At 73.5% G+C, this 17,649-nt stretch carries 18 protein-coding genes; 11 read left to right on the top strand and 7 right to left on the bottom strand.

Annotated features, from left to right (window positions below):
• Positions 1–78: 78 nt before the first annotated feature.
• Positions 79–861 (bottom strand): spermidine synthase, encoded by a 783-nt coding sequence (locus FBZ33_RS12845; RefSeq protein WP_141909216.1) that lies wholly within the window; start codon positions 859–861, stop codon positions 79–81.
• Positions 862–976: 115 nt separating this feature from the next.
• Positions 977–1,954, bottom strand: a complete 978-nt coding sequence (locus FBZ33_RS12850; protein ID WP_141909217.1) for a DUF2267 domain-containing protein — start codon at positions 1,952–1,954, stop codon at positions 977–979.
• 200 nt (positions 1,955–2,154) lie between these two features.
• Between FBZ33_RS12850 and FBZ33_RS12855 the strand changes: the two genes are divergently transcribed.
• The gene (locus tag FBZ33_RS12855) at positions 2,155–2,469 is read left to right on the top strand and encodes a hypothetical protein (protein WP_099852997.1); all 315 of its coding nucleotides are present in this window, start codon (positions 2,155–2,157) and stop codon (positions 2,467–2,469) included.
• A gap of 67 nt (positions 2,470–2,536) precedes the next feature.
• On the opposite strand, the gene FBZ33_RS12860 is transcribed toward FBZ33_RS12855, so the two are convergent.
• The gene (locus FBZ33_RS12860) at positions 2,537–2,866 is read right to left on the bottom strand and encodes an STAS domain-containing protein (RefSeq protein ID WP_141909218.1); all 330 of its coding nucleotides are present in this window, start codon (positions 2,864–2,866) and stop codon (positions 2,537–2,539) included.
• A 221-nt stretch (positions 2,867–3,087) separates the two neighbouring features.
• Between FBZ33_RS12860 and FBZ33_RS12865 the strand changes: the two genes are divergently transcribed.
• The 5 genes from FBZ33_RS12865 (at position 3,088) to FBZ33_RS12885 (ending at position 7,492) form a co-directional block, all read left to right on the top strand.
• Positions 3,088–4,854 (top strand): PP2C family protein-serine/threonine phosphatase, encoded by a 1,767-nt coding sequence (locus FBZ33_RS12865; protein ID WP_141909219.1) that lies wholly within the window; start codon positions 3,088–3,090, stop codon positions 4,852–4,854.
• Positions 4,851–5,888, top strand: a complete 1,038-nt coding sequence (locus FBZ33_RS12870) for a B12-binding domain-containing protein (RefSeq protein WP_141909220.1) — start codon at positions 4,851–4,853, stop codon at positions 5,886–5,888. Before FBZ33_RS12865 ends, FBZ33_RS12870 begins: the two co-directional genes overlap by 4 nt.
• 105 nt (positions 5,889–5,993) lie before the next feature.
• On the top strand, positions 5,994–6,341 hold the full coding sequence (locus FBZ33_RS12875; protein WP_141909221.1) for an STAS domain-containing protein: 348 nt from the start codon (positions 5,994–5,996) through the stop codon (positions 6,339–6,341).
• A gap of 67 nt (positions 6,342–6,408) precedes the next feature.
• Positions 6,409–6,855, top strand: coding sequence for a response regulator (locus FBZ33_RS12880; RefSeq protein WP_141909222.1), 447 nt, complete (start codon positions 6,409–6,411; stop codon positions 6,853–6,855).
• A gap of 115 nt (positions 6,856–6,970) precedes the next feature.
• Positions 6,971–7,492 carry an ATPase gene (locus FBZ33_RS12885; RefSeq protein WP_141909223.1) on the top strand — a complete coding sequence of 174 codons (522 nt, stop codon included), beginning with the start codon at positions 6,971–6,973 and terminating at the stop codon, positions 7,490–7,492.
• Positions 7,493–7,522: 30 nt separating this feature from the next.
• Here FBZ33_RS12885 and FBZ33_RS12890 read toward each other — a convergent pair whose 3' ends face one another.
• The 3 genes from FBZ33_RS12890 to FBZ33_RS12900 all read right to left on the bottom strand — a co-directional run bounded on the left by FBZ33_RS12890 (position 7,523) and on the right by FBZ33_RS12900 (position 10,116).
• On the bottom strand, positions 7,523–8,374 hold the full coding sequence (locus tag FBZ33_RS12890) for a hypothetical protein (RefSeq protein WP_185755284.1): 852 nt from the start codon (positions 8,372–8,374) through the stop codon (positions 7,523–7,525).
• Positions 8,375–8,669: 295 nt separating this feature from the next.
• Complete coding sequence (locus tag FBZ33_RS12895) at positions 8,670–9,095, bottom strand: OsmC family protein (RefSeq protein ID WP_141909224.1); 426 nt, start codon at positions 9,093–9,095, stop codon at positions 8,670–8,672.
• 73 nt (positions 9,096–9,168) lie between these two features.
• Complete coding sequence (locus FBZ33_RS12900) at positions 9,169–10,116, bottom strand: serine/threonine-protein kinase (protein WP_141909225.1); 948 nt, start codon at positions 10,114–10,116, stop codon at positions 9,169–9,171.
• A 198-nt stretch (positions 10,117–10,314) separates the two neighbouring features.
• On the opposite strand from FBZ33_RS12900, the gene FBZ33_RS12905 reads away from it, so the two are divergent.
• The 5 genes from FBZ33_RS12905 to FBZ33_RS12925 all read left to right on the top strand — a co-directional run bounded on the left by FBZ33_RS12905 (position 10,315) and on the right by FBZ33_RS12925 (position 16,411).
• Positions 10,315–10,545, top strand: a complete 231-nt coding sequence (locus FBZ33_RS12905; protein ID WP_141909226.1) for a hypothetical protein — start codon at positions 10,315–10,317, stop codon at positions 10,543–10,545.
• 119 nt (positions 10,546–10,664) lie between these two features.
• Positions 10,665–11,405: a response regulator transcription factor gene (locus FBZ33_RS12910; protein ID WP_370453086.1), complete on the top strand. Its 741-nt coding sequence runs from the start codon at positions 10,665–10,667 to the stop codon at positions 11,403–11,405.
• Positions 11,383–12,888: a cell wall metabolism sensor histidine kinase WalK gene (locus FBZ33_RS12915; protein WP_141909227.1), complete on the top strand. Its 1,506-nt coding sequence runs from the start codon at positions 11,383–11,385 to the stop codon at positions 12,886–12,888. The genes FBZ33_RS12910 and FBZ33_RS12915 overlap by 23 nt, the downstream gene beginning before the upstream one ends.
• Before the next feature lie 44 nt (positions 12,889–12,932).
• On the top strand, positions 12,933–15,152 hold the full coding sequence (locus FBZ33_RS12920; RefSeq protein WP_141909228.1) for a glycosyltransferase family 39 protein: 2,220 nt from the start codon (positions 12,933–12,935) through the stop codon (positions 15,150–15,152).
• A complete protein-coding gene (locus FBZ33_RS12925; RefSeq protein ID WP_141909229.1) occupies positions 15,149–16,411 on the top strand; it encodes a dolichyl-phosphate beta-glucosyltransferase in 1,263 nt (420 codons plus the stop codon). Before FBZ33_RS12920 ends, FBZ33_RS12925 begins: the two co-directional genes overlap by 4 nt.
• A gap of 49 nt (positions 16,412–16,460) precedes the next feature.
• On the opposite strand, the gene FBZ33_RS12930 is transcribed toward FBZ33_RS12925, so the two are convergent.
• Positions 16,461–17,597 (bottom strand): aromatic acid exporter family protein, encoded by a 1,137-nt coding sequence (locus FBZ33_RS12930; protein WP_141909230.1) that lies wholly within the window; start codon positions 17,595–17,597, stop codon positions 16,461–16,463.
• Between the last annotated feature and the right edge of the window lie 52 nt (positions 17,598–17,649).

The raw sequence follows: 17,649 nt of genomic DNA on the forward strand, positions 1-17,649 counted from the left end.
CGCTCGTCGTCGGAAACCCGGCATTGCGGGCGCGACGGTGTGTTCTGGTCCAGACGCGAGCCGACAGGGCGTAGGTGCTCAGCGGTCGTCGTCGGTGACGGGGTGGGCGCCGGCGACGAAGGTGTCGAGCGCGGTGGCGTGCAGCAGACCGCCGGGCACCGGGTCACGCAGGGCCGCCACCGCCAGCCGCCCGACCGGCAGGCCGCCGGGGCGCGACGTCGCGGCCAGCACCAGGTTTCCGTACCGCCGGCCGCGCAGCATCCGCCGGTCACCGAGGACGCACACGTCGGCGAAGACCGCCCGCAACGTGGCCACCTGCGCCCGGGTGCCGACCAGCGGCGGCAGGTCCGTGACGTTGACCAGGTACGTCCCGTCCGGGCGCAGGGTGCGGGCCACCTCGGCGGCGAACTCCACGGTGCGCACGTGCCGGGGCATCTGGGCCGCCCGGTAGATGTCGGCGATCACCAGGTCGTAGGAACCGGCCGGGGCGGCGGTGAGCGCGTCCCGGGCGTCGGCGACCTCCACCCGCACCTGCGGCGGCAGCGGCGGCAACTCCCGGGCGACCAGCTCCACCACGGCGGGGTCCCGCTCGACGACCCGTTGCGGGGAGCCGGGCCGGGTGGCGGCCAACCACCGGGGCAGCGTCAACGCGCCGCCTCCCAGGTGCAGAACGCTCAACGGGACGCCGGCCGGGGCCGCCACCTCCACCGCCGAGGCGATCCGTCGGACGTACTCGAAGTGCAGGTGCAGGGGATCGGAGACATCCACGTACGACTGCTCGACCCCTGCGGACAGCAGTGTCCGCCCGGTCCGGCGGATCGGGTCGGCGACCAGCTCTAGCCGGTCGGCGGCGCGGTTCATGACCGGCACGCTAGCCGAGAGCGCGGTCCACGACGCCGGTGGCCCGGCACGGCCAACGGGCCGGCGGAACGGGGATGCTCCCCGTCCGCCGGCCCGCCCGGGTCAGGGCTGCCGGTCAGCCGCCGGCCATCCCGGCCCCCACCTCGTCGATCGCGTCGTCGATCTGGTGGGCGAGGTCCACGTCGAGCGCGGTCACCCCGTCGGCCTGGCTGGTCCGTACGGTCAACACGGCGGCGGTGCCGCCGGGGCGTCCGATGCTCGGGCCGCGGCCGTTGTCCTGGCGCAGCCGGTCGAGCCGGGCGAGCACCCGGTCCAGGTTGTCCGGTGGCAGCGCGACCACCCGGTAGAGGCCCTGGCTGTCGCCGGCCCAGTACGGCAGGTCGTCCAGTGCCGCACTGATCTCGGCCGCGTCCAGGGTGGGCGTGGTGGTGGAGGCGCCCACGAGGCCACCACCGGCCTCCGGTGGGTTCAGCAGGTCACGCAGACCGTCGGGTACGTGCAACGACTCGACCAGGTCGCCGTCCTGTTCGGCGAGCGCGGCGATCGTCGCCTCGGCCTGGTAGCGGGCCTGCTCCGGGGTGTTGCCGCTGATCCGGCCCACCTCGGCCAGGAAGCCGGGCAGGTCCTGGTGCCGCTCGATGCCGTCGACCGGCAGCACGTCGTGCAGGGACGCGGGCACGGCCGCGAGCAGGCGCTGCCGCTCGGCCGCCTCCAGCGCGAACGCGAGGACCAGCACTGTCGCCTCGGTGCCCACCTTCGCCGTCTTGAAGTCGACCCCGGCCCGACGCCGGACCTCGTCGACGAGGTCGTGGTAGCCCATGGTGCTCACGCCGGCTGCGCCGCTGGGCGGGGACGGCTGTGGCCTCGGGTTGTCGGCCGTGCCGAGTGGCGGCGGTGCCGGCCCGCCACGCGTGCTGTCCGGTTTGTGCAGCCCGGCGGCCGGTGGGCCGGCCCGCTTGCCCGAATCGAGGCTCTTGAGCTGCTTGGTGGCGCTCAGGCTGGCGCCGATCTCGCTGGGCTGGCGATTCTGTTCCCGGGCCTGCCGGGCCAGTGCCCGGCGCCTCTGGTTGTCGCCTTCCATCTGCTTGCGCATGCTGGCATCCCTTCCGCTGGGGATCGTGGCTGCTCCAGTCGCGTTCCCGCCGTCCCCGAGAAGGAAACGGAGGCCGCCGGCCGGGTCGGACCGGCCTGCGCCACGCTTCATCCGGGCGGGGTGAGGGGTGCTCACCCGCACGGCCCGCACGATCAGCTCAGGACCGGAGTTCTTCCGAGGTACGCGGAAGGAAGGTCGTCATGAAGCAGATCGTCGAGATCGTCCCCGCTCGACCGGGCTGGTACGCGCGCTGGCAACTCACGCCCGATCTCACCAGGTGTTACCCGGTGAGCCTGTGGGCGCTGCTGGAGGAGGCCGACGGGACGGGCCGCGAGGTGGTCGGTATGGACTGCATCGGCCAGTGGCCCGGCGCGGACGACAACGAGGCCGGTGGGCAGTTCGTCCGCTACCTGTACCAGACGCCCGATTCGGGACAGCCCGAGGACGTCGAACCGCCCTCGACCGGCGAGCTGCGCGAGAGCGGCCCCCGGCTCCAGCCGGTGACGGCACCCTAGACATTCCTCCGGCCCCCGACCCCAGGTCCCAGGGTCGGGGGCCACCCCGTCCCGGGGTGGCCCGAGGTCAGCCGGTGGCGCGCAGGCCGTCGACGTGCTCGACGGCCAGCAACTCGGCCAGGCCGGTGCGGTCGAGCATCCGCTGCAACTGCGGGCTGACCCCGGTCAACCGGATCGCCCGGGCGATCCGCTGCACCACCAGCAGCGCGCTGAGCCCGGAGGAGTCGCAGAGACTCACGCGGGTCAGGTCGATCAGCACCTCGTCGTCGCCACTGAGGTCGGCCGCCACGGCGGTCAAATCGGGCGCGGTGTCGTAGTCGAGCTCTCCGATCAGCTGAAGGAGGACGTGCCCGGCGTCGAGCCGGGTCGTCTCGATGGTCAACAGCTGATCGGACATCCCACCATGTTCGCAGCCCTGCGGGAGAACGCAAAGCCGGGGGCGACATCCGCGCGTCCAAATCGACCGTCCGGCACCCTTCAGGCCGTGGTGGCGACGCTCGGCTACGGCTCTGAGGTGCCGGTTTCCGCGTACCGGCGTAGGGTGGTCGGAAGACTTTTGACCATGGACGCCGGTTCCGGCACGGGTTCGGGTGGACGACAAGGAGTGAGGCTCAGCTGGTGACTGCTACCGACGTCAGGGACTGGGACCCGGGCGACGGACGGCTTCCCACGCCGAGTACGACACGGTCCCCGGCGTGGTCCGCCGACGTCACGCCCCGATCCACCGCCGCACTGCCGCCGCTCGCCCCCGACCGGGATCCGGCCGCACCCGACTGGTCCGAGGTCGTCGAGCATTTCCGGGAGGGCCTTGTCGTCTGCGACGCCGACGGCGTCGTACGACATGTCAGTCCGGTGGCCGAACGACTGCTGCCCGAGGTGACGCCCGGCGAGCTGCTCAGCGCGGCGGGTGCGCCCGGGCTGAGCGACGGCGACGCCGGTGGCTTCACCCATCACGGGCGCCGGCTCACCGCCCGCCAGGTGCCGCTCTCCGGTGCCCGCTGCTGCTGGTACGTCGAGGACGTCACCGACAGCGTCAGCCGCGCCGACGCGCTGCTCGCCGAGCGGGCCCGCTCGGCGTTCCTGGCCGTGGTCGGTGACAAGCTCGGCAACCCACTGCACCCCGACCGGGCCGCTGCCGCGGTCGTCCGCCTCGCCGTGCCGACCCTGGCCGAGGTGGCCGTGCTCGTGCTCGCCCCCCGTGGCGGTCGCGCCCGCTGGTGGCGGGCCTCGCGGTCCGACGACGAGGCCCCGACGGTGGACAGCGGCGTGCTGGCCGGCGGGGACCTGCCGACCGCCATCGCCGACGGGCTGACCGGGGTCGAGCCGCACGCGGTCGACTGGCTGGTCGAGCAGGCGGTCGACGCCGGCTGGCTGCCCGGGCTCGCCGGCACCGACAGCGCTGCCCGGGTCGTTCCGTTGCCCGGCCGCGACGCGCCCGTCGGCGTGCTGCTGGTGGCCCGCCGCTCCACCCGCTGGTACGACGAGGCCGACGTCGAGCTGGCTCGCGCATTCGCGGCCCGTGCCGGCGCGGCCCTGACCACCGCCCTGCTCTACCGCGACCAGGCGGAGGTGGCCGACACCCTCCAGGCCAGCCTGCTGCCGGTCGAGCCGGCCGAGGCCGCGGGCGTGCAGTGGGGCACCGCGTACCGGCCGGCCCAGGCGGGGCTGCGCATCGGCGGCGACTTCTACGGCTCGCACCGGCTCGCCGACGGGGGCTCGGTGTTCTTCCTCGGCGACGTTTCGGGCAAGGGCGTCGAGGCTGCCGTCTTCACCGGCCAGTTGCGTCAGTGCCTACAGGCGTTGCACCGGTTGGAGTCGCACCCCGGGCGGTTGCTGCGGCTGCTCAACGACGCGCTGCTGGAAACCACCCAGGCGCACGGCCAGGGCCGCTTCGCCACGATGGTGCTCGGCGTGGCCCGCCCACAGCGCGACGGCGGCCTGACCCTCACCATGGCCGGCGGTGGGCACATGCCGCCGCTGGTGCTGCGCAACTCCGGTGAGGTGGAGTCGGTGCCGCTGAGCGGCATGCTGATCGGTGTGGTGCCCGACCCCCGCGTCGGTGAGGTGACCGTACGGCTCGCGCCGGGGGAGACCTGCCTGCTCTACAGCGACGGGGTGACCGAGGCCCGGGGTGGTCGCCGCAGCGACGAGCAGTTCGGCACGGAACGCCTGGTCGCCGCCGTGACCGGCTGCCAACGGATGCCCGCGCCGGCCCTGGCCGAGCGGGTCGAGCAGGTCACCTGCGACTGGTTGGCGCACGGCGACCACGACGACATCGCGGTGCTGGCGCTGCGGGCGACCGGTCCGGGTGGTCGCGGGTCGCGGCACCTGCACTCGGTGCCCGCGCAGGCCGGCGCCGACCGACAGAGGGAGACCGACGCGTGACCGCTGCCACGACGGCCGCCGATCCGACCGACGCGTACGCGGGCTATCTGGACTGCCTCGCCGACGCCGACGAGTACGCAGCGATCGACATGGCGATCGGCCTGCTCGACGCGGGCGTGCCGGCGGAGCGGGTGCTGCTCGATCTGGTCGCGCCCGCGCAGTCCGAGGTGGGCGAGCGCTGGGCGCGCAACGAGTGGAGCGTCGCCCAGGAGCACGCCGCCACGCACATCAGCGAGCAGGTGGTGGCGGCGGTCGCCGCGCATGCCAACCCGCGCCCGACCGGCGGGCGGGTGGTGGTCGCCTGCATGGACGGCGAGTGGCACGCGCTGCCGCCCCGGCTGGTGGCCGAGGTGCTGCGGTTGCGCGGCTGGCAGGTGACCTTCCTGGGCGCCAGTGTCCCGGCTGCGCACCTCGTGTCGTACCTGCACCGCTACGACGCCCACGCGGTCGCGTTGGCGTGCGCGCTGCCGATGCGGTTGCCGTACGCCCACCGGATGATCGAGGCCTGCCGTCGTTCCGACGTGCCGGTGGTGGTCGGTGGGCGTGGGTTCGGTGCGGACGGTCGGTGGGCGCGCCGGCTCGGTGTGGCCTGGGCGCCGAACGCGCCCGCGGCGGCCGAGCTGATCGCCGACGAGCGGGCGCTGCGCGGGGTGCCGCCGGCGCGGTTGGCCCACCTGGCCGACGACGAGTACGCCAGCCTGGTGCGGCGTCGTGGCGAGCTGATCGACAGCGCGTTGGCCGACCTGCGGGAGCGGGTGCCGGCGACACGGGCCTACAGCCCCACCCAGTTGGACGCGACGGTGAGCGACCTGGGTCACATAGTGGATTTCCTGGCCGCGGCGGTCTACGTCGACGACCCCTCGTTGTTCACCGAGTTCGTGGAGTGGCTGTCGGAGATCCTGCTGAGCCGTGGGGTGCCCGCCGGCGCCGTCGCCCAGCCTCTGGATCATTACGGCGTCGCGTTGCGTGACTTCCCCCGGGCGGTGCGTGTGCTGGCCCTGGGGCGCGCCGTGCTGCCCGCCACCGGCCGCTGACGGACCCGTCGCCGGCTGCCAGGGCCGGTCGGCGGACGAGCCGCCACTGCGTATACTTGCCGCACTGCAAACGTCCCACCCCAGGGTGGAGCGAGGGGGAGAACGGTGACGTTCAGCGTCCGCCACGTCGAGCGCGACGGCGGTGTTGCCTGTCTGCGCCTCACGGGCGAGCTGGACCTGAGCACCGCTCCCGAGCTGAGCGCCGCGATCGACCGGCTCGCCGCCGCAGGCGAGACCCGGGTGCTGCTCGACCTCACCGACCTCACATTCTGCGACTCCACCGGGATGGCCGTGTTCGTCCGCGGTGACAACCGGGCGGCGGCCGAAGGCGGTTGGCTGCGGCTCACCGGCGCCAGTGGCCGGGTCGAGCGGGTGTTGCGGGTCACCGGCCTGGCCGACGTGCTGCGGTACGAACCGGAGGCGGTCGACCCCGCGTCGCGCAGTGCCTCCTGATGGGCTACATTTCCCCGCCAGCGCGGTGACCGTCCGGTCCCGTCCCGCCGACCCGAAGCAGGTAGTGATGGGCGCAGACAGCGCGCAGCCGGTACGCATCCTGGTGGTCGACGACGACCCGGGCGACGTGCTGATGATCGAGGAGGCGTTGGCGGATTCCGACGTCGACAAGGTCATCGACGTGGTCAGCGACGGCGAGGAGGCGATGGAGTTTCTCCGCGCCGAAGGCCGGCACGAGCACGCCCGCCGCCCGGACGTGATCCTGCTCGACCTGAACATGCCGCGGATGGACGGTCGGCAGGTGCTGGGCGCGGTGAAGCAGGACGAGGATCTGCGGACCATCCCGGTCGTCGTGCTGACGACCTCCAACGCCGACACCGACATCGTCGGCAGCTACACGCTGCAGGCCAACGCGTACGTCACCAAGCCGATCGACCTGGACGACTTCAACGACGTGGTCCGCCGCATCGACGAGTTCTTCGGCCGGGTTGTGGTGCTGCCCAAGCGCGTCTGACGCGGGCCCCGCCGCGCACGCATGCTGAACATTTTTCCCGAACCCCCTCGGCCGTCGCCCTCTGGGCCGAGGATCCAGGTGGGGAAGTAACAGCAGCTGCCTGGGGGGCGACAGTATGAGGTTCTCCGTCGTTGAGACCGGCTACGACCAGCGGCAGGTGGATTCCTGCCTGGACGAACTGGGGATCCGGTTGTCCCGGCTGGCGGCGCGGGCGCAGGGTGCCGCCGGATCGACCCGGGAGTGGGACGAGATCCGCGAGGAGGCCACCTGGCTCAGCGGGCTCCTGCAGAGGCTTGACCTCGGTGACACCTCCGCCGGCCGGCACGCCGGTGACGGCGCCCGGCGTGAGGCAGCCGACCTTCGGGCCCAGGCCCGTGCCGAGCTGGCCGAGGCCCGCGAGGAGGCACGGCAGGTGCGGGAGCGGGCGTACGCCGACGCCGTGCAGGCCCGACGGGACTTCGAGGCGGCGCTGTACGTCCGCCGGCGACGTGAGGCTCGGGTGGACGAGATCCTCAGCCAGGTGACGGAGGACCAGGTGCCCGCCGACACCCCTACCGCGGCTGCCGGCGTGCCGGGAAGTCGGGTGGGAGTCGGCGGGCAGGACACGGGCGCGGAGCAGCCGCCCGGCCGTCGCTGACGCCGGAAGGCCGTTGCGTGGGTGCCCGGCTCAGGCGGTGAGCGCCGCCACGACGGTGGTCGCCCGGTCCTCGTGCTGCGCGTACGCGTCGGGGTAGGCGGAGATCTGCACGGACTGGGCGGCGTAGGTGATGCTCATGTCCTGCCAGCCGGGGATCTCGTTGAGCGCGGTGTAGAAGGCCCGTGCGGCGTACGACGGGCGCATCAGTTCGGCCACCGTGCCCCAGCCGCTGCTGGGTCGCTGCTGGAACAGCCCGACCGAGTCGTGGTCGGAGCCACTGCCCTGGTTCGGGTAGTTCGCCGACTCCGGCAGGACGTCGCTGGCCAGGTTGTAGAGGTTGCTCTCCTGCATCGCGGTGGCCAGTGCCACCACCAGGGCGCGGCGCGGCATCTTCATGTCCAGGCCGACGTCCACGATGATCTTCGCGTTGTCCATCTGTGCCTGGTCGAGGCCGGCGACCGGTCGGGGTCGGCGGGGCTTGACCGGCTTCTTGGGCGCCTTGCGGACGACGGTGGGGCGCGGGGTGGGCGACGCCGCCGTCGGGCTGGGCAGGACCCGCGCGGGGGCGAGGTCGCGGTCCAGCGACCGGGAGGCGCGCTCATCGGCGATGGCGGCACGGTCGGCCACGGCCTCGGCGAGCGGCTCCACGGTGCGGGGCGCGTCGTCCCTGCCCCGGGCGGTGGCCACCGCGACGAGGCCGAGACAGCAGGTGACACCGGTGGCCAGGGCCACCCGCACCGGGGTCGAGCCCAGCAGGGTGCGCCGGGGCGGTTCGGGGACGCGGTGACGGCCGATCGTCCGTTCGGTTGATGCGGCGTCGCCCGGTTGGGTGGTCGGGCGCGCGTCGGTCAGCTTCTGGTCGGAGGGGTCGTCGGGATGCACCTGACGAGGCTAAAGACCCAATTGCTCGATATCGCCTGCCCGTACAGTGGCCTGCGCCACAGTTTGCCCCGATCTTGGGGATTTCAGAGGGCGAAGGTGCCGCAAGAACGATCAACCTCGCGGAACGGGCTAGACGGGTATTACCGATTTGCGGGCCGAATGCGACCTTGTCACCGCTCTTGACGTCCTGCATGAGGCCGCGCGACAGGCTCGGCCGAACGGCCGGTGCCAGTTCCCTCGAACGGTCCGCAGCGCCTCGCCCGCCTGCCCATCGGGAGCCGTCGTCACCCGGATCTCAGTGTCGACCGTTCTCCGCCGGCGTGACGGTCAGCCGATGCCTGCTGGTGTCGCCGCTGGAGAATGGCCAGAGCCGGTCGGCGTACTCGACAAGGTCAGCCAGTTGCTCCCGGCTCAGACCGGCGGACGAGATCTCCGCGTGCACGTCGGCCCGGTACCGGCCGTCGTCGTCGCGCCCCAGCTTCGCCTCCGCCCGGACCTGGACGGTGTGCGCCTCGTCGGTGATCTCCCCGGCCACCTCCACCGCCGCGTGGTGCAGGCAGGAGGCGAAGGCCGCGGCCAGCAACTGTTCCGGGGTCAACCCGGTGCAGTGCGGCGCCAGCGGCGAAGCCAGCGCGGTGGAGAGCCCGCCATCGTCGGTGCGTACGTGACCGCCCTCGGCGGTCGCTGTGGCCTCACGCAGCCAGGAACTCTTTTCCGGCATCGCGTTTCTCCCGTCGCTCACCGGCTCGGCTACCCGGCCACCTCCCGGCGAAACGCCGGAGGCCCTACCGGCATCAGCGCCCGGCGCTGCGGTAGGACTCGTCGAACACCGCCACCGCCTCGGTGGGCTCCGCTGCGGCCCGTTCGGTCCACGGTGAGGTCGGAGCCGCGTGGCGGGCCGTCGGGATCATCATCGGCACGTACACCCGGGCGTCCACCGCCTCGGCCAGCAGCAGCGCCGCGACCAGGCTGGTGGGACGCTGCCCGGGCTCGTCGGCAAGACAGGAGTGGCACAACTCCACCACCTCCGGCGGGAGACCGTCGATCTCGGGCAGCGGCTCCGGTGGCTGACGTCGGCGTACGCCGAGCAGTTCGCTGGCGGTGACCGCGTCGTACGGCAGGCGGGCGGTGAGGCTGTAGTAGAGCAGCACTCCGAGGGCGTACATGTCGGCTGCCGGGGTGGCCGGCTGCCCGTCCAGCTGCTCGGGCGCCAGGTACGCCGGGGTGCCCAGCACGACCCCGGTCGGCAGTGGGTCCGGTGCGCCGGCCGGGATGGCGATGCCGAAGTCGAGCACCTTCACCCCCGCCGGGGTGAGCATGACGTTGGCCGGTTTGACGTCGCGGTGCACGATGCCCTCCGCGTGCGCGGCGGCCAGCGCCGCGGCGACCTCCGCGCAGACCCGCACCGAGATCCGCCAGTCCAGTGGCCCGGACCGCAGGTGCGCGGCGAGCGTCTCACCCTCGGCCAGCTCCATCACGATGTAGGGCACCGGCCGGCCGGGCCAGGTCGACGAGGTGCCGAAGTCGTGCACGCTCGCCACGTTCGGGTGCACCAGGCGGGCGGCCGACCGGGCCTCCGCGCGGATCCGTTCCACCGGGCCGTCCTGGTCGCCCGGGCCGGGCAGGATGAGCTTCACCGCGACCGACCGGTCGAGCACCTGGTCGTGTGCCCGCCACACCTCGGACATCCCGCCCACGCCGATGCGCTCCTCGAGCTGATACCGCCCGTCCAGCGTGCGCATCGACCACTCCTCGTCCCCGCCCCGCCGACGACGGGTGCACCGGACGCGGTACCCGGGCTCCGAGCTGGGCAAACCGCAGCGGCATCGGGGCGACCCCCGCGCGCAGCGCGCTGCGCCGACGGCGGCGGGTGCGGTAGCTTGCGAGCCAGAGCCGGTGTCACCGATTGTGCCGGCACGGTCACCCGAGAGGGCGCTGCGATGAGCGAGGTCACCGTACGCTTCGTCGGCGGGCCTGCGGACGGCCTGGTCCGGTTGCTGCCGGCCGGGTCGGACGGCGCCCCACCATCACGTTGGATCATGCGGCACCCGGACGGCACCGGTCCGGTCCAGCCCGGCCCGGATCACCTCTACGAACGCGACAGGCCCGACGACGCGGGTGGCTGGAGCATGCGCTTCGTGCGCACCGACGCGTACGGGGTGTCCGAGTGACCACGAGGCGGGGCTGACCGGTGGCGACGCCGGCGTCCCGTCGGCCCGGCCGCACAGCTGGGGCACAGCCTCCACAGGGGCGCGGCACAGGCGTCGCGGCCACGATGGCGGACATGGTCATGAACGGGCAGGGCGCGCCGAGCCGGATCGAGCTGCGCCGCCCCGACGGTGAACCCGTCCGGGTGCTGGTGGTCGACGACGAACCCACCCTCACCGACCTGCTGTCGATGGCGCTGCGCTACGAGGGCTGGCAGGTCCGCAGCGCTGGCAACGGCATGGCGGCGTTGAGCGCCGCCCGGCAGTTCCAGCCGGACGCCGTGGTGCTCGACGTGATGCTGCCCGACCTGGACGGCTTCCAGGTGCTGCGCCGGCTGCGCGAGCACGCCCCCACAGTGCCGGTGCTCTTCCTGACCGCCCGCGACGCGGTGGAGGAACGCATCGCCGGGTTGACCGTCGGCGGCGACGACTACGTCACCAAGCCGTTCAGCCTGGAGGAGGTGATCGCCCGGCTTCGCGCACTGCTGCGCCGCTCCGGCTTCGCGGTCGCCACCCGCGAGGACGCCGTTCTCACCGTCGGCGACCTCAGCCTCGACGAGGACAGCCACGAGGTGCGCCGGGACGGTCAACTGATCACCCTCACCGCGACGGAGTTCGAGCTGCTGCGCTATCTGATGCGCAACCCCCGTCGGGTGCTCAGCAAGGCGCAGATCCTCGACCGGGTGTGGAACTACGACTTCGGTGGCCAGGCCAACGTGGTGGAGCTGTACATCTCGTACCTCCGCAAGAAGATCGACGCCGGCCGGGCACCGATGATCCACACCCTGCGCGGCGCGGGCTATGTCCTCAAACCCGCCGAGTAGACGCCGCCCGCTGCGCGCCGCCCGCCGCTGGCTGGCCGGCCGCTCCCTGCGTACCCGACTGGTGTTTGCCCTTCTCGCGCTGCTGGCAGTGGTCAGCGTCGCCATCGGTGGGCTCACCACAGTGGCGCTGCGGCACTTCCTGATCGAGCGGCTCGACGCCCAACTGGCCCCCGCGACGGTCATGCGGGGTGACCGTCCGGGGCGGCCGGCGTTTCCGGGCAACGGGCCGGCCATCCCGCCCGGGTTGCCGTCCGGCACTGTGGTCGCCGAGGTCACCGGCGGCCGGGTGACCAGCGCGCGGACCCTGACCAACAGCCCGTCCAGTGACGACCCGTTCCCCGACGAGCAGTCCGTTCCGGTCGACGAGGTCGCCGCCCTGGCCCACGTGCCGGTCGGCGCCGAACCACGCACCGTCGACCTCGGCGCCCGCGGCGACTACCGGGCGGTCGGCCGGCAGTCCTGGGACGGCAGGGTCCGCGTCGTCGCGATCCCCCTCTCCGGCGTCCAGGAGATCGTCTGGCGGATGGTCACCGCGCAGGCCGCGGTCGCGGCCATCGGGCTGGTCATCGCCGGGGCGGCCGGCGCGCTGATCGTCCGGGCCACACTGCGCCCGCTCAACCGGGTCGCCGCCACCGCCACCCGGGTCACCGAGCTGCCCCTGGACCGCGGTGAGGTGGCCCTCGCCGTCCGCGTCCCGGCCGCGGACACCGACCCGCGCACCGAGGTCGGTCAGGTCGGCGCGGCGCTGAACCGGATGCTGGGCCACGTCGCCGACGCGCTCTCCGCCCGGCAGGCCAGCGAGACGCGGGTACGCCAGTTCGTCGCCGACGCCAGCCACGAGTTGCGCACACCCCTGGCCGCGATCCGCGGCTACGCCGAGGTGGCCCGGCGTGGCCGCGACGAGGTTCCTCCCGACGTGGCGCACGCGTTGCGTCGGGTGGAGTCGGAGAGCACCCGGATGACCAGCCTCGTCGACGACCTGCTGCTGCTGGCCCGCCTCGACACCGGCCGGCCGCTCGCGGTCGACCCGGTCGATCTGACCGCCCTGGTGGTGGACGCGGTCAGCGACGCGCACGTCGCCGGCCCCGAGCACCACTGGCAGCTCGGCCTGCCCGAGGTCGCGATCCAGGTTCCCGGTGACGCCGCCCGGCTGCACCAGGTGGTGGCGAACCTGCTGGCCAACGCCCGGGTGCACACCCCACCCGGCAGCACCGTCACCACCACACTGGCCGTCGACGCGGGCAGCGCCGTGCTCACCGTCGCCGACGACGGGCCCGGGATACCGGCGGAGTTGCAACCGGAGATGTTCGAGCGGTTCGCCCGCGGCGACAGCTCCCGGTCCCGGGCGCACGGCAGCACCGGCCTCGGTCTGGCGATCGTGGCGGCCGTCGTGGAGGCCCACCACGGCACGGTCGACGTGGACAGCCGCCCGGGGCGGACCGTGTTCACCGTCCGGTTGCCGAATCCCACAGCTGACGCATAGTCGGCGCACGGCATCGCGCCAGCCCGGCCGTTGAGGCTGACCGCATGGACAGAACCGAGACCCTGCCGACGGCACCCGCCGCACCCGAGCCGCCGACGGCCACGCGCCCCGAGGAGCACCAGCCGCCGGCGCGCCGATCCCCGGCCTGGGCCACGCCCGCGCTGGTGGTCCTTTTGCTCGCCACCGGCCTGCTCTACCTGTGGGGCCTGGGTGCCTCCGGCTGGGCCAACTCGTTCTACGCGGCGGCCGTGCAGGCCGGGTCGGTGAGCTGGAAGGCGTTCCTCTACGGCTCGTCGGACGCCGCCAACTCCATCACCGTCGACAAGACACCCGCGTCGCTGTGGCTGATGGCGCTGTCCGTGCGGATCTTCGGGCTGAACAGTTGGGCGATGCTCGTCCCACAGGCGCTCTGCGGGGTCGCCTCGGTGGGCGTGCTGTACGCGACAGTGAAGCGCTGGTACGGGCCGGGCGCCGCTCTGATCGCCGGAGCGGTCCTCGCGGTCACCCCCGTGGCGACGCTGATGTTCCGGTTCAACAACCCCGACGCGCTGCTGGTCCTGCTGCTGGTCGCCGGGGCGTACGCCGCAGTGCGCGCCCTGGAGACGGCCAGCACCCGGTGGATCGTGCTGGTCGGCGTGCTGGTCGGCTTCGGCTTCCTCACCAAGATGCTCCAGGCGTTCCTGGTGGTGCCGGTCTTCGCCGGGGTGTACCTGCTGGCCGCGCCGACCGGGCTGTGGCGGCGGGTCCGGCAACTGCTGCTGGCGGGCCTGGCGGTGCTGGTCTCCGCCGGCTGGTGGGTGGCGCTCGTCGAGCTGGTCCCGGCCAGCGCCCGTCCGTACATCGGCGGGTCGCAGGGCAACAGCGTCCTGGAGCTCACCCTCGGCTACAACGGCCTCGGCCGGATCACCGGCGACGAGGTGGGCAGCGTCGGCGGCGGTGGCGGGCGGCCGGGAGGCGGCGGTGGCCCGTTCTCCGGTCAGACCGGCGTGCTGCGGATGTTCGGCGGCGAGACCGGCGGGCAGATCTCCTGGCTGCTGCCGGCCGCGTTGATCCTGCTGGTGGCCGGCCTGCTGGTGGCCGGTCGCGCGGCCCGCACCGACCGCACCCGGGCCGGGCTGCTGCTGTGGGGCGGCTGGCTGCTGGTCACCGGCCTGATCTTCAGCTTCATGTCCGGGATCTTCCACGCCTACTACACGGTGGCGCTCGCCCCGGCGATCGGCGCGCTGGTCGGCATCGGCGTGACAGTGCTCTGGCGGCAGCGCCACCCACAGCCCGCACCGGATGACGACGCGCCGACCGGCTCGCGCTGGCAGCGGTGGCGTCCCCTCGCGGCCACGGCGACCCTCGCCGGCACCCTCGCGGTCACCGCCTGGTGGGCGTGGGTGCTGCTCGGACGCAGCCCCGACTGGTACCCGTGGCTGCGCACCACCGTGCTGGTCGCAGGCCTGCTCGGCGCGGCACTGATCCTGCTGGTCACCCGGCTTCCTCGCCGGTTGGTGCCGGTCGTCCTGGGCCTCGGCGCGGCGGCGGCCCTCGCGGGCCCGGTGGCGTACGCGGTCCAGACCGCGGCGACCCCGCACACCGGGTCGATTCCCAGCGCCGGCCCGTCCGTGGCGGGCGGGTTCGGGCGCGGCGGCTTCCCCGGAGGACGACCACCCGGTGGCATGGGACTGCCGAACGGCGGCGGCCAGTTCCCCGGTGGCGCGCCGAACGGCGGCGGCCAGTTCCCCGGTGGCGCGCAGAACGGCGGCGGCCAGTTCCCGGGCGGCGGCCAGTTCCCGGGTGGCGGCCAGTTCCCGGGCGGGGGCCGTGACGGCGGTCAGACGCCCACCGCTCCTGGTGGTGGTCGACAGGCACCCGGTGGGCAGGGACGCCCCGGCGCTGGGGGAATGGGTGGGCTGCTCGACGCCCGCGAGCCCAGTGCGGCCCTGCGTGAGCTGCTGGAGCGCGACAGCGCCGACTACACCTGGGTCGCGGCCACCGTCGGCTCCAACAACGCCTCCGGTTACCAGCTCGCCACCGGTGACCCGGTGATGCCGATCGGCGGGTTCAACGGCAGTGACCCGTCACCGACCCTCGCGCAGTTCCAGCGCCACGTCGCCGCCGGCAAGATCCACTACTTCATCGGTGGTGGCGGCTTCCGGGCCAACGGCGGCAGCTCCGCCTCCCAGGAGATCGCCGCCTGGGTCACGGAGAACTTCACCGCGCAGACCGTCGACGGTGTCACCGTCTACGACCTGAGCACCGGCAGGGACGCGTCGTGACCGCGCTCAGCGGCCCCCGGGCCGCCGTCCAGGCCCGACCCGCCGCCGGTGCGGTGCTGGACGTGGTGATCCCGGTCTACAACGAGGAGACCGACCTCGGGCCGTGCGTACGGCGGTTGCACTCGCACCTGAGCGAGCACTTCCCGTACCCGTTCCGGATCACCATCGCCGACAACGCCAGCGTCGACGACACCCTGACGGTGGCCCACGGCCTCGCCGGCGAGCTGCCCGGCGTCGAGGTGCTGCACCTGGACGCCAAGGGGCGGGGGAGGGCGCTGGCGGCGGCCTGGTCCGCCTCGTCCGCGCCGGTGCTGGCGTACATGGATGTGGACCTGTCCACCGACCTGGCGGCGCTGCTGCCGCTGGTCGCGCCGCTCATCTCCGGGCACTCCGACCTGGCCATCGGCACCCGGCTGGCGCGTACCTCCCGGGTGGTGCGCGGGGCGAAGCGGGAGGTGATCTCCCGGGCCTACAATCTGCTGCTGCGCGGCGCGTTGGCCGCGCGGTTCTCCGACGCGCAGTGCGGGTTCAAGGCGATCCGCGCCGACGTGGCCGTCGAGCTGCTGCCGTTGGTGCGCGACACCGGCTGGTTCTTCGACACCGAGCTGCTGGTGCTCGCCCAGCGGGCCGGGCTGCGCATCCACGAGGTGCCGGTGGACTGGGTCGACGACCCGGACAGCCGGGTCGACATCGTCGCCACAGCCCTGGCCGACCTGCGCGGGATGGGTCGGTTGGGCCGGGCGTTGCTGACCGGCGCGCTGCCGCTCACCGACCTGCGCGCACAACTCGGCCGGGCGCCGCTGACCGCGCGGCCGGAGCAGCTCGACCGGGAGCCGCTGGGGGTGCCGCCGGGGCAGGTGCCGGTCGGGTTGCCCCGGCAACTGGTCCGGTTCGCGGCGGTCGGGGTGGCCAGCACCCTCGCGTACCTGGTGCTCTTCGTGGCCACCCGGGGCGCGCTCGGCGCGCAGCCAGCGAACCTGCTGGCGTTGCTGCTGACCGCGGTGGCCAACACGGCCGCGAACCGGCGGTTGACGTTCGGCATCAGCGGTCGGCGGCACGCCGGCCGGCACCACCTGCAGGGGCTGCTCGCCTTCGGCCTGGGCCTCGCGTTGACCAGCGGGTCGCTGGCCGTGCTGCACGCGGCGCACGCCGCTCCCGCGCGGCCGGTGGAGCTGGCCGTGCTGGTGGCCGCGAACCTGGCCGCCACTGTGCTGCGTTTCGTGTTGCTGCGCCTCGGCATGCACCACCGGCGCGGCTGAGGAGGTCAGCGCCGCCGCCGGCTGGGCCCGCCGCACAGGTCAGGCGGCCTCAGCCTGCGGCGGCCCGGCGCACCAGCCGGCGTGCCTCGTCGCGGGGCACGCCGGTGGCCCGGAGCAGATCGTTGACGGCGGTACGCAGCTGGGAGACGACGATCGTGCCGGAGAAGCCGAGTCCCTGTCGGCACGCCGCGCCCGCCTCGCCGACCGCGTGCAGCGCCCGTTCGCGGGCCTGCACCGGTTCCTGCGCGGCGAGGAACTCCCGATGCAGCAACCGGACGGCCTCTCCCAGGTGCTCCACCGCAGCCGGCAGGTCGGCCGGCACCGGTTCCTCGTCATGCAGTGTGGTGACGATCCGGCGGACCAGACCGCGGCTGTTGCGGAAGGCCCGCTCCATATGCTCCACCCCGCCGCGGTACGCGCCGAGCGTCCTCCGTCGACGCCACCGCACCGGGGAGAGCCGAACGACCTCGTCGGCGGCGGTCACCACCTCGCTCAGCCGGTCCAGTTCGGGTTCCGCGGCCCGCATCCGGGACAGCACCTCCTTCGCCCGCCCGATGTTCCCCTCGGCGAGTGCCTCCGCCGAGGCGGTCATCTCCCGGGCGAAGAGGTCCAGGGCGGGGTCTGCTGCCCGGCGTACGGTCCGCAGCGGGTTGATCGGCAGGAGCACGAGCACCACGAACAGGCCCACCGCCCCGCCGATCAGCGCGTTGATCGTCCGGGGTAGCTCCAGATCCGGCGCGGTCGGGGTGAGGGTGGCGATGAGGACCGCCGTACCGCCGGCCTGGGTCACCAACGCGCCGGTGCCGCGCACCAGCAACGCCGCCGTGATCGCCAGGAAGACGATCACGCCGGTCTGCCACGGCCCGGTGCCGAACAGACGGATCAGCAGGTCCCCCGCACCGATGCCGAGCACCACCCCGGCGACCAGCTCCAATGTGCGGCGAGCACGACTGCCGAGGGACGCCGCGATCACACCGACGGCCGCGGCGGGCGCGAACGTCGGCTCCGCGTTGCCGAGGATCTCGCGGGCCACCAGCCAGGACAACGCGGCGGCCAGGCCCGCCTGGAACCCCACGATCAGGTACGTCTGCAACCGGCGGTAGCTGGCTTGGCGGGCAGCGGAGATCCGGGAACGCAGGCTGCCCGGCGCCGCTCGCTCGCCGGGCGCCCCGGCCGTCGCGTTCATGGTCGCGGTTACCCGGTGCGACCGGCGCCCGAACCTGTCCGCGCGGGCGGGC

The organism is Micromonospora sp. A202 (assembly GCF_006715105.1).
Classification (GTDB): Bacteria; Actinomycetota; Actinomycetes; order Mycobacteriales; family Micromonosporaceae; genus Micromonospora; species Micromonospora zamorensis.

Excerpts from the sequence above, each read along its gene's own strand:
- FBZ33_RS12885 (WP_141909223.1), top strand. The coding sequence starts at position 6,971 with ATGAGGTTCTCCGTCGTTGAGACCGGCTACGACCAGCGGCAGGTGGAT.
- FBZ33_RS12900 (WP_141909225.1), bottom strand. The coding sequence starts at position 10,116 with ATGCGCACGCTGGACGGGCGGTATCAGCTCGAGGAGCGCATCGGCGTG.
- FBZ33_RS12915 (WP_141909227.1), top strand. The coding sequence starts at position 11,383 with ATGTCCTCAAACCCGCCGAGTAGACGCCGCCCGCTGCGCGCCGCCCGC.
- FBZ33_RS12905 (WP_141909226.1), top strand. The coding sequence starts at position 10,315 with ATGAGCGAGGTCACCGTACGCTTCGTCGGCGGGCCTGCGGACGGCCTG.
- FBZ33_RS12850 (WP_141909217.1), bottom strand. The coding sequence starts at position 1,954 with ATGCGCAAGCAGATGGAAGGCGACAACCAGAGGCGCCGGGCACTGGCC.
- FBZ33_RS12855 (WP_099852997.1), top strand. The coding sequence starts at position 2,155 with ATGAAGCAGATCGTCGAGATCGTCCCCGCTCGACCGGGCTGGTACGCG.
- FBZ33_RS12895 (WP_141909224.1), bottom strand. The coding sequence starts at position 9,095 with ATGCCGGAAAAGAGTTCCTGGCTGCGTGAGGCCACAGCGACCGCCGAG.
- FBZ33_RS12920 (WP_141909228.1), top strand. The coding sequence starts at position 12,933 with ATGGACAGAACCGAGACCCTGCCGACGGCACCCGCCGCACCCGAGCCG.
- FBZ33_RS12880 (WP_141909222.1), top strand. The coding sequence starts at position 6,409 with ATGGGCGCAGACAGCGCGCAGCCGGTACGCATCCTGGTGGTCGACGAC.
- FBZ33_RS12860 (WP_141909218.1), bottom strand. The coding sequence starts at position 2,866 with ATGTCCGATCAGCTGTTGACCATCGAGACGACCCGGCTCGACGCCGGG.
- FBZ33_RS12845 (WP_141909216.1), bottom strand. The coding sequence starts at position 861 with ATGAACCGCGCCGCCGACCGGCTAGAGCTGGTCGCCGACCCGATCCGC.
- FBZ33_RS12930 (WP_141909230.1), bottom strand. The coding sequence starts at position 17,597 with ATGAACGCGACGGCCGGGGCGCCCGGCGAGCGAGCGGCGCCGGGCAGC.
- FBZ33_RS12910 (WP_370453086.1), top strand. The coding sequence starts at position 10,665 with ATGAACGGGCAGGGCGCGCCGAGCCGGATCGAGCTGCGCCGCCCCGAC.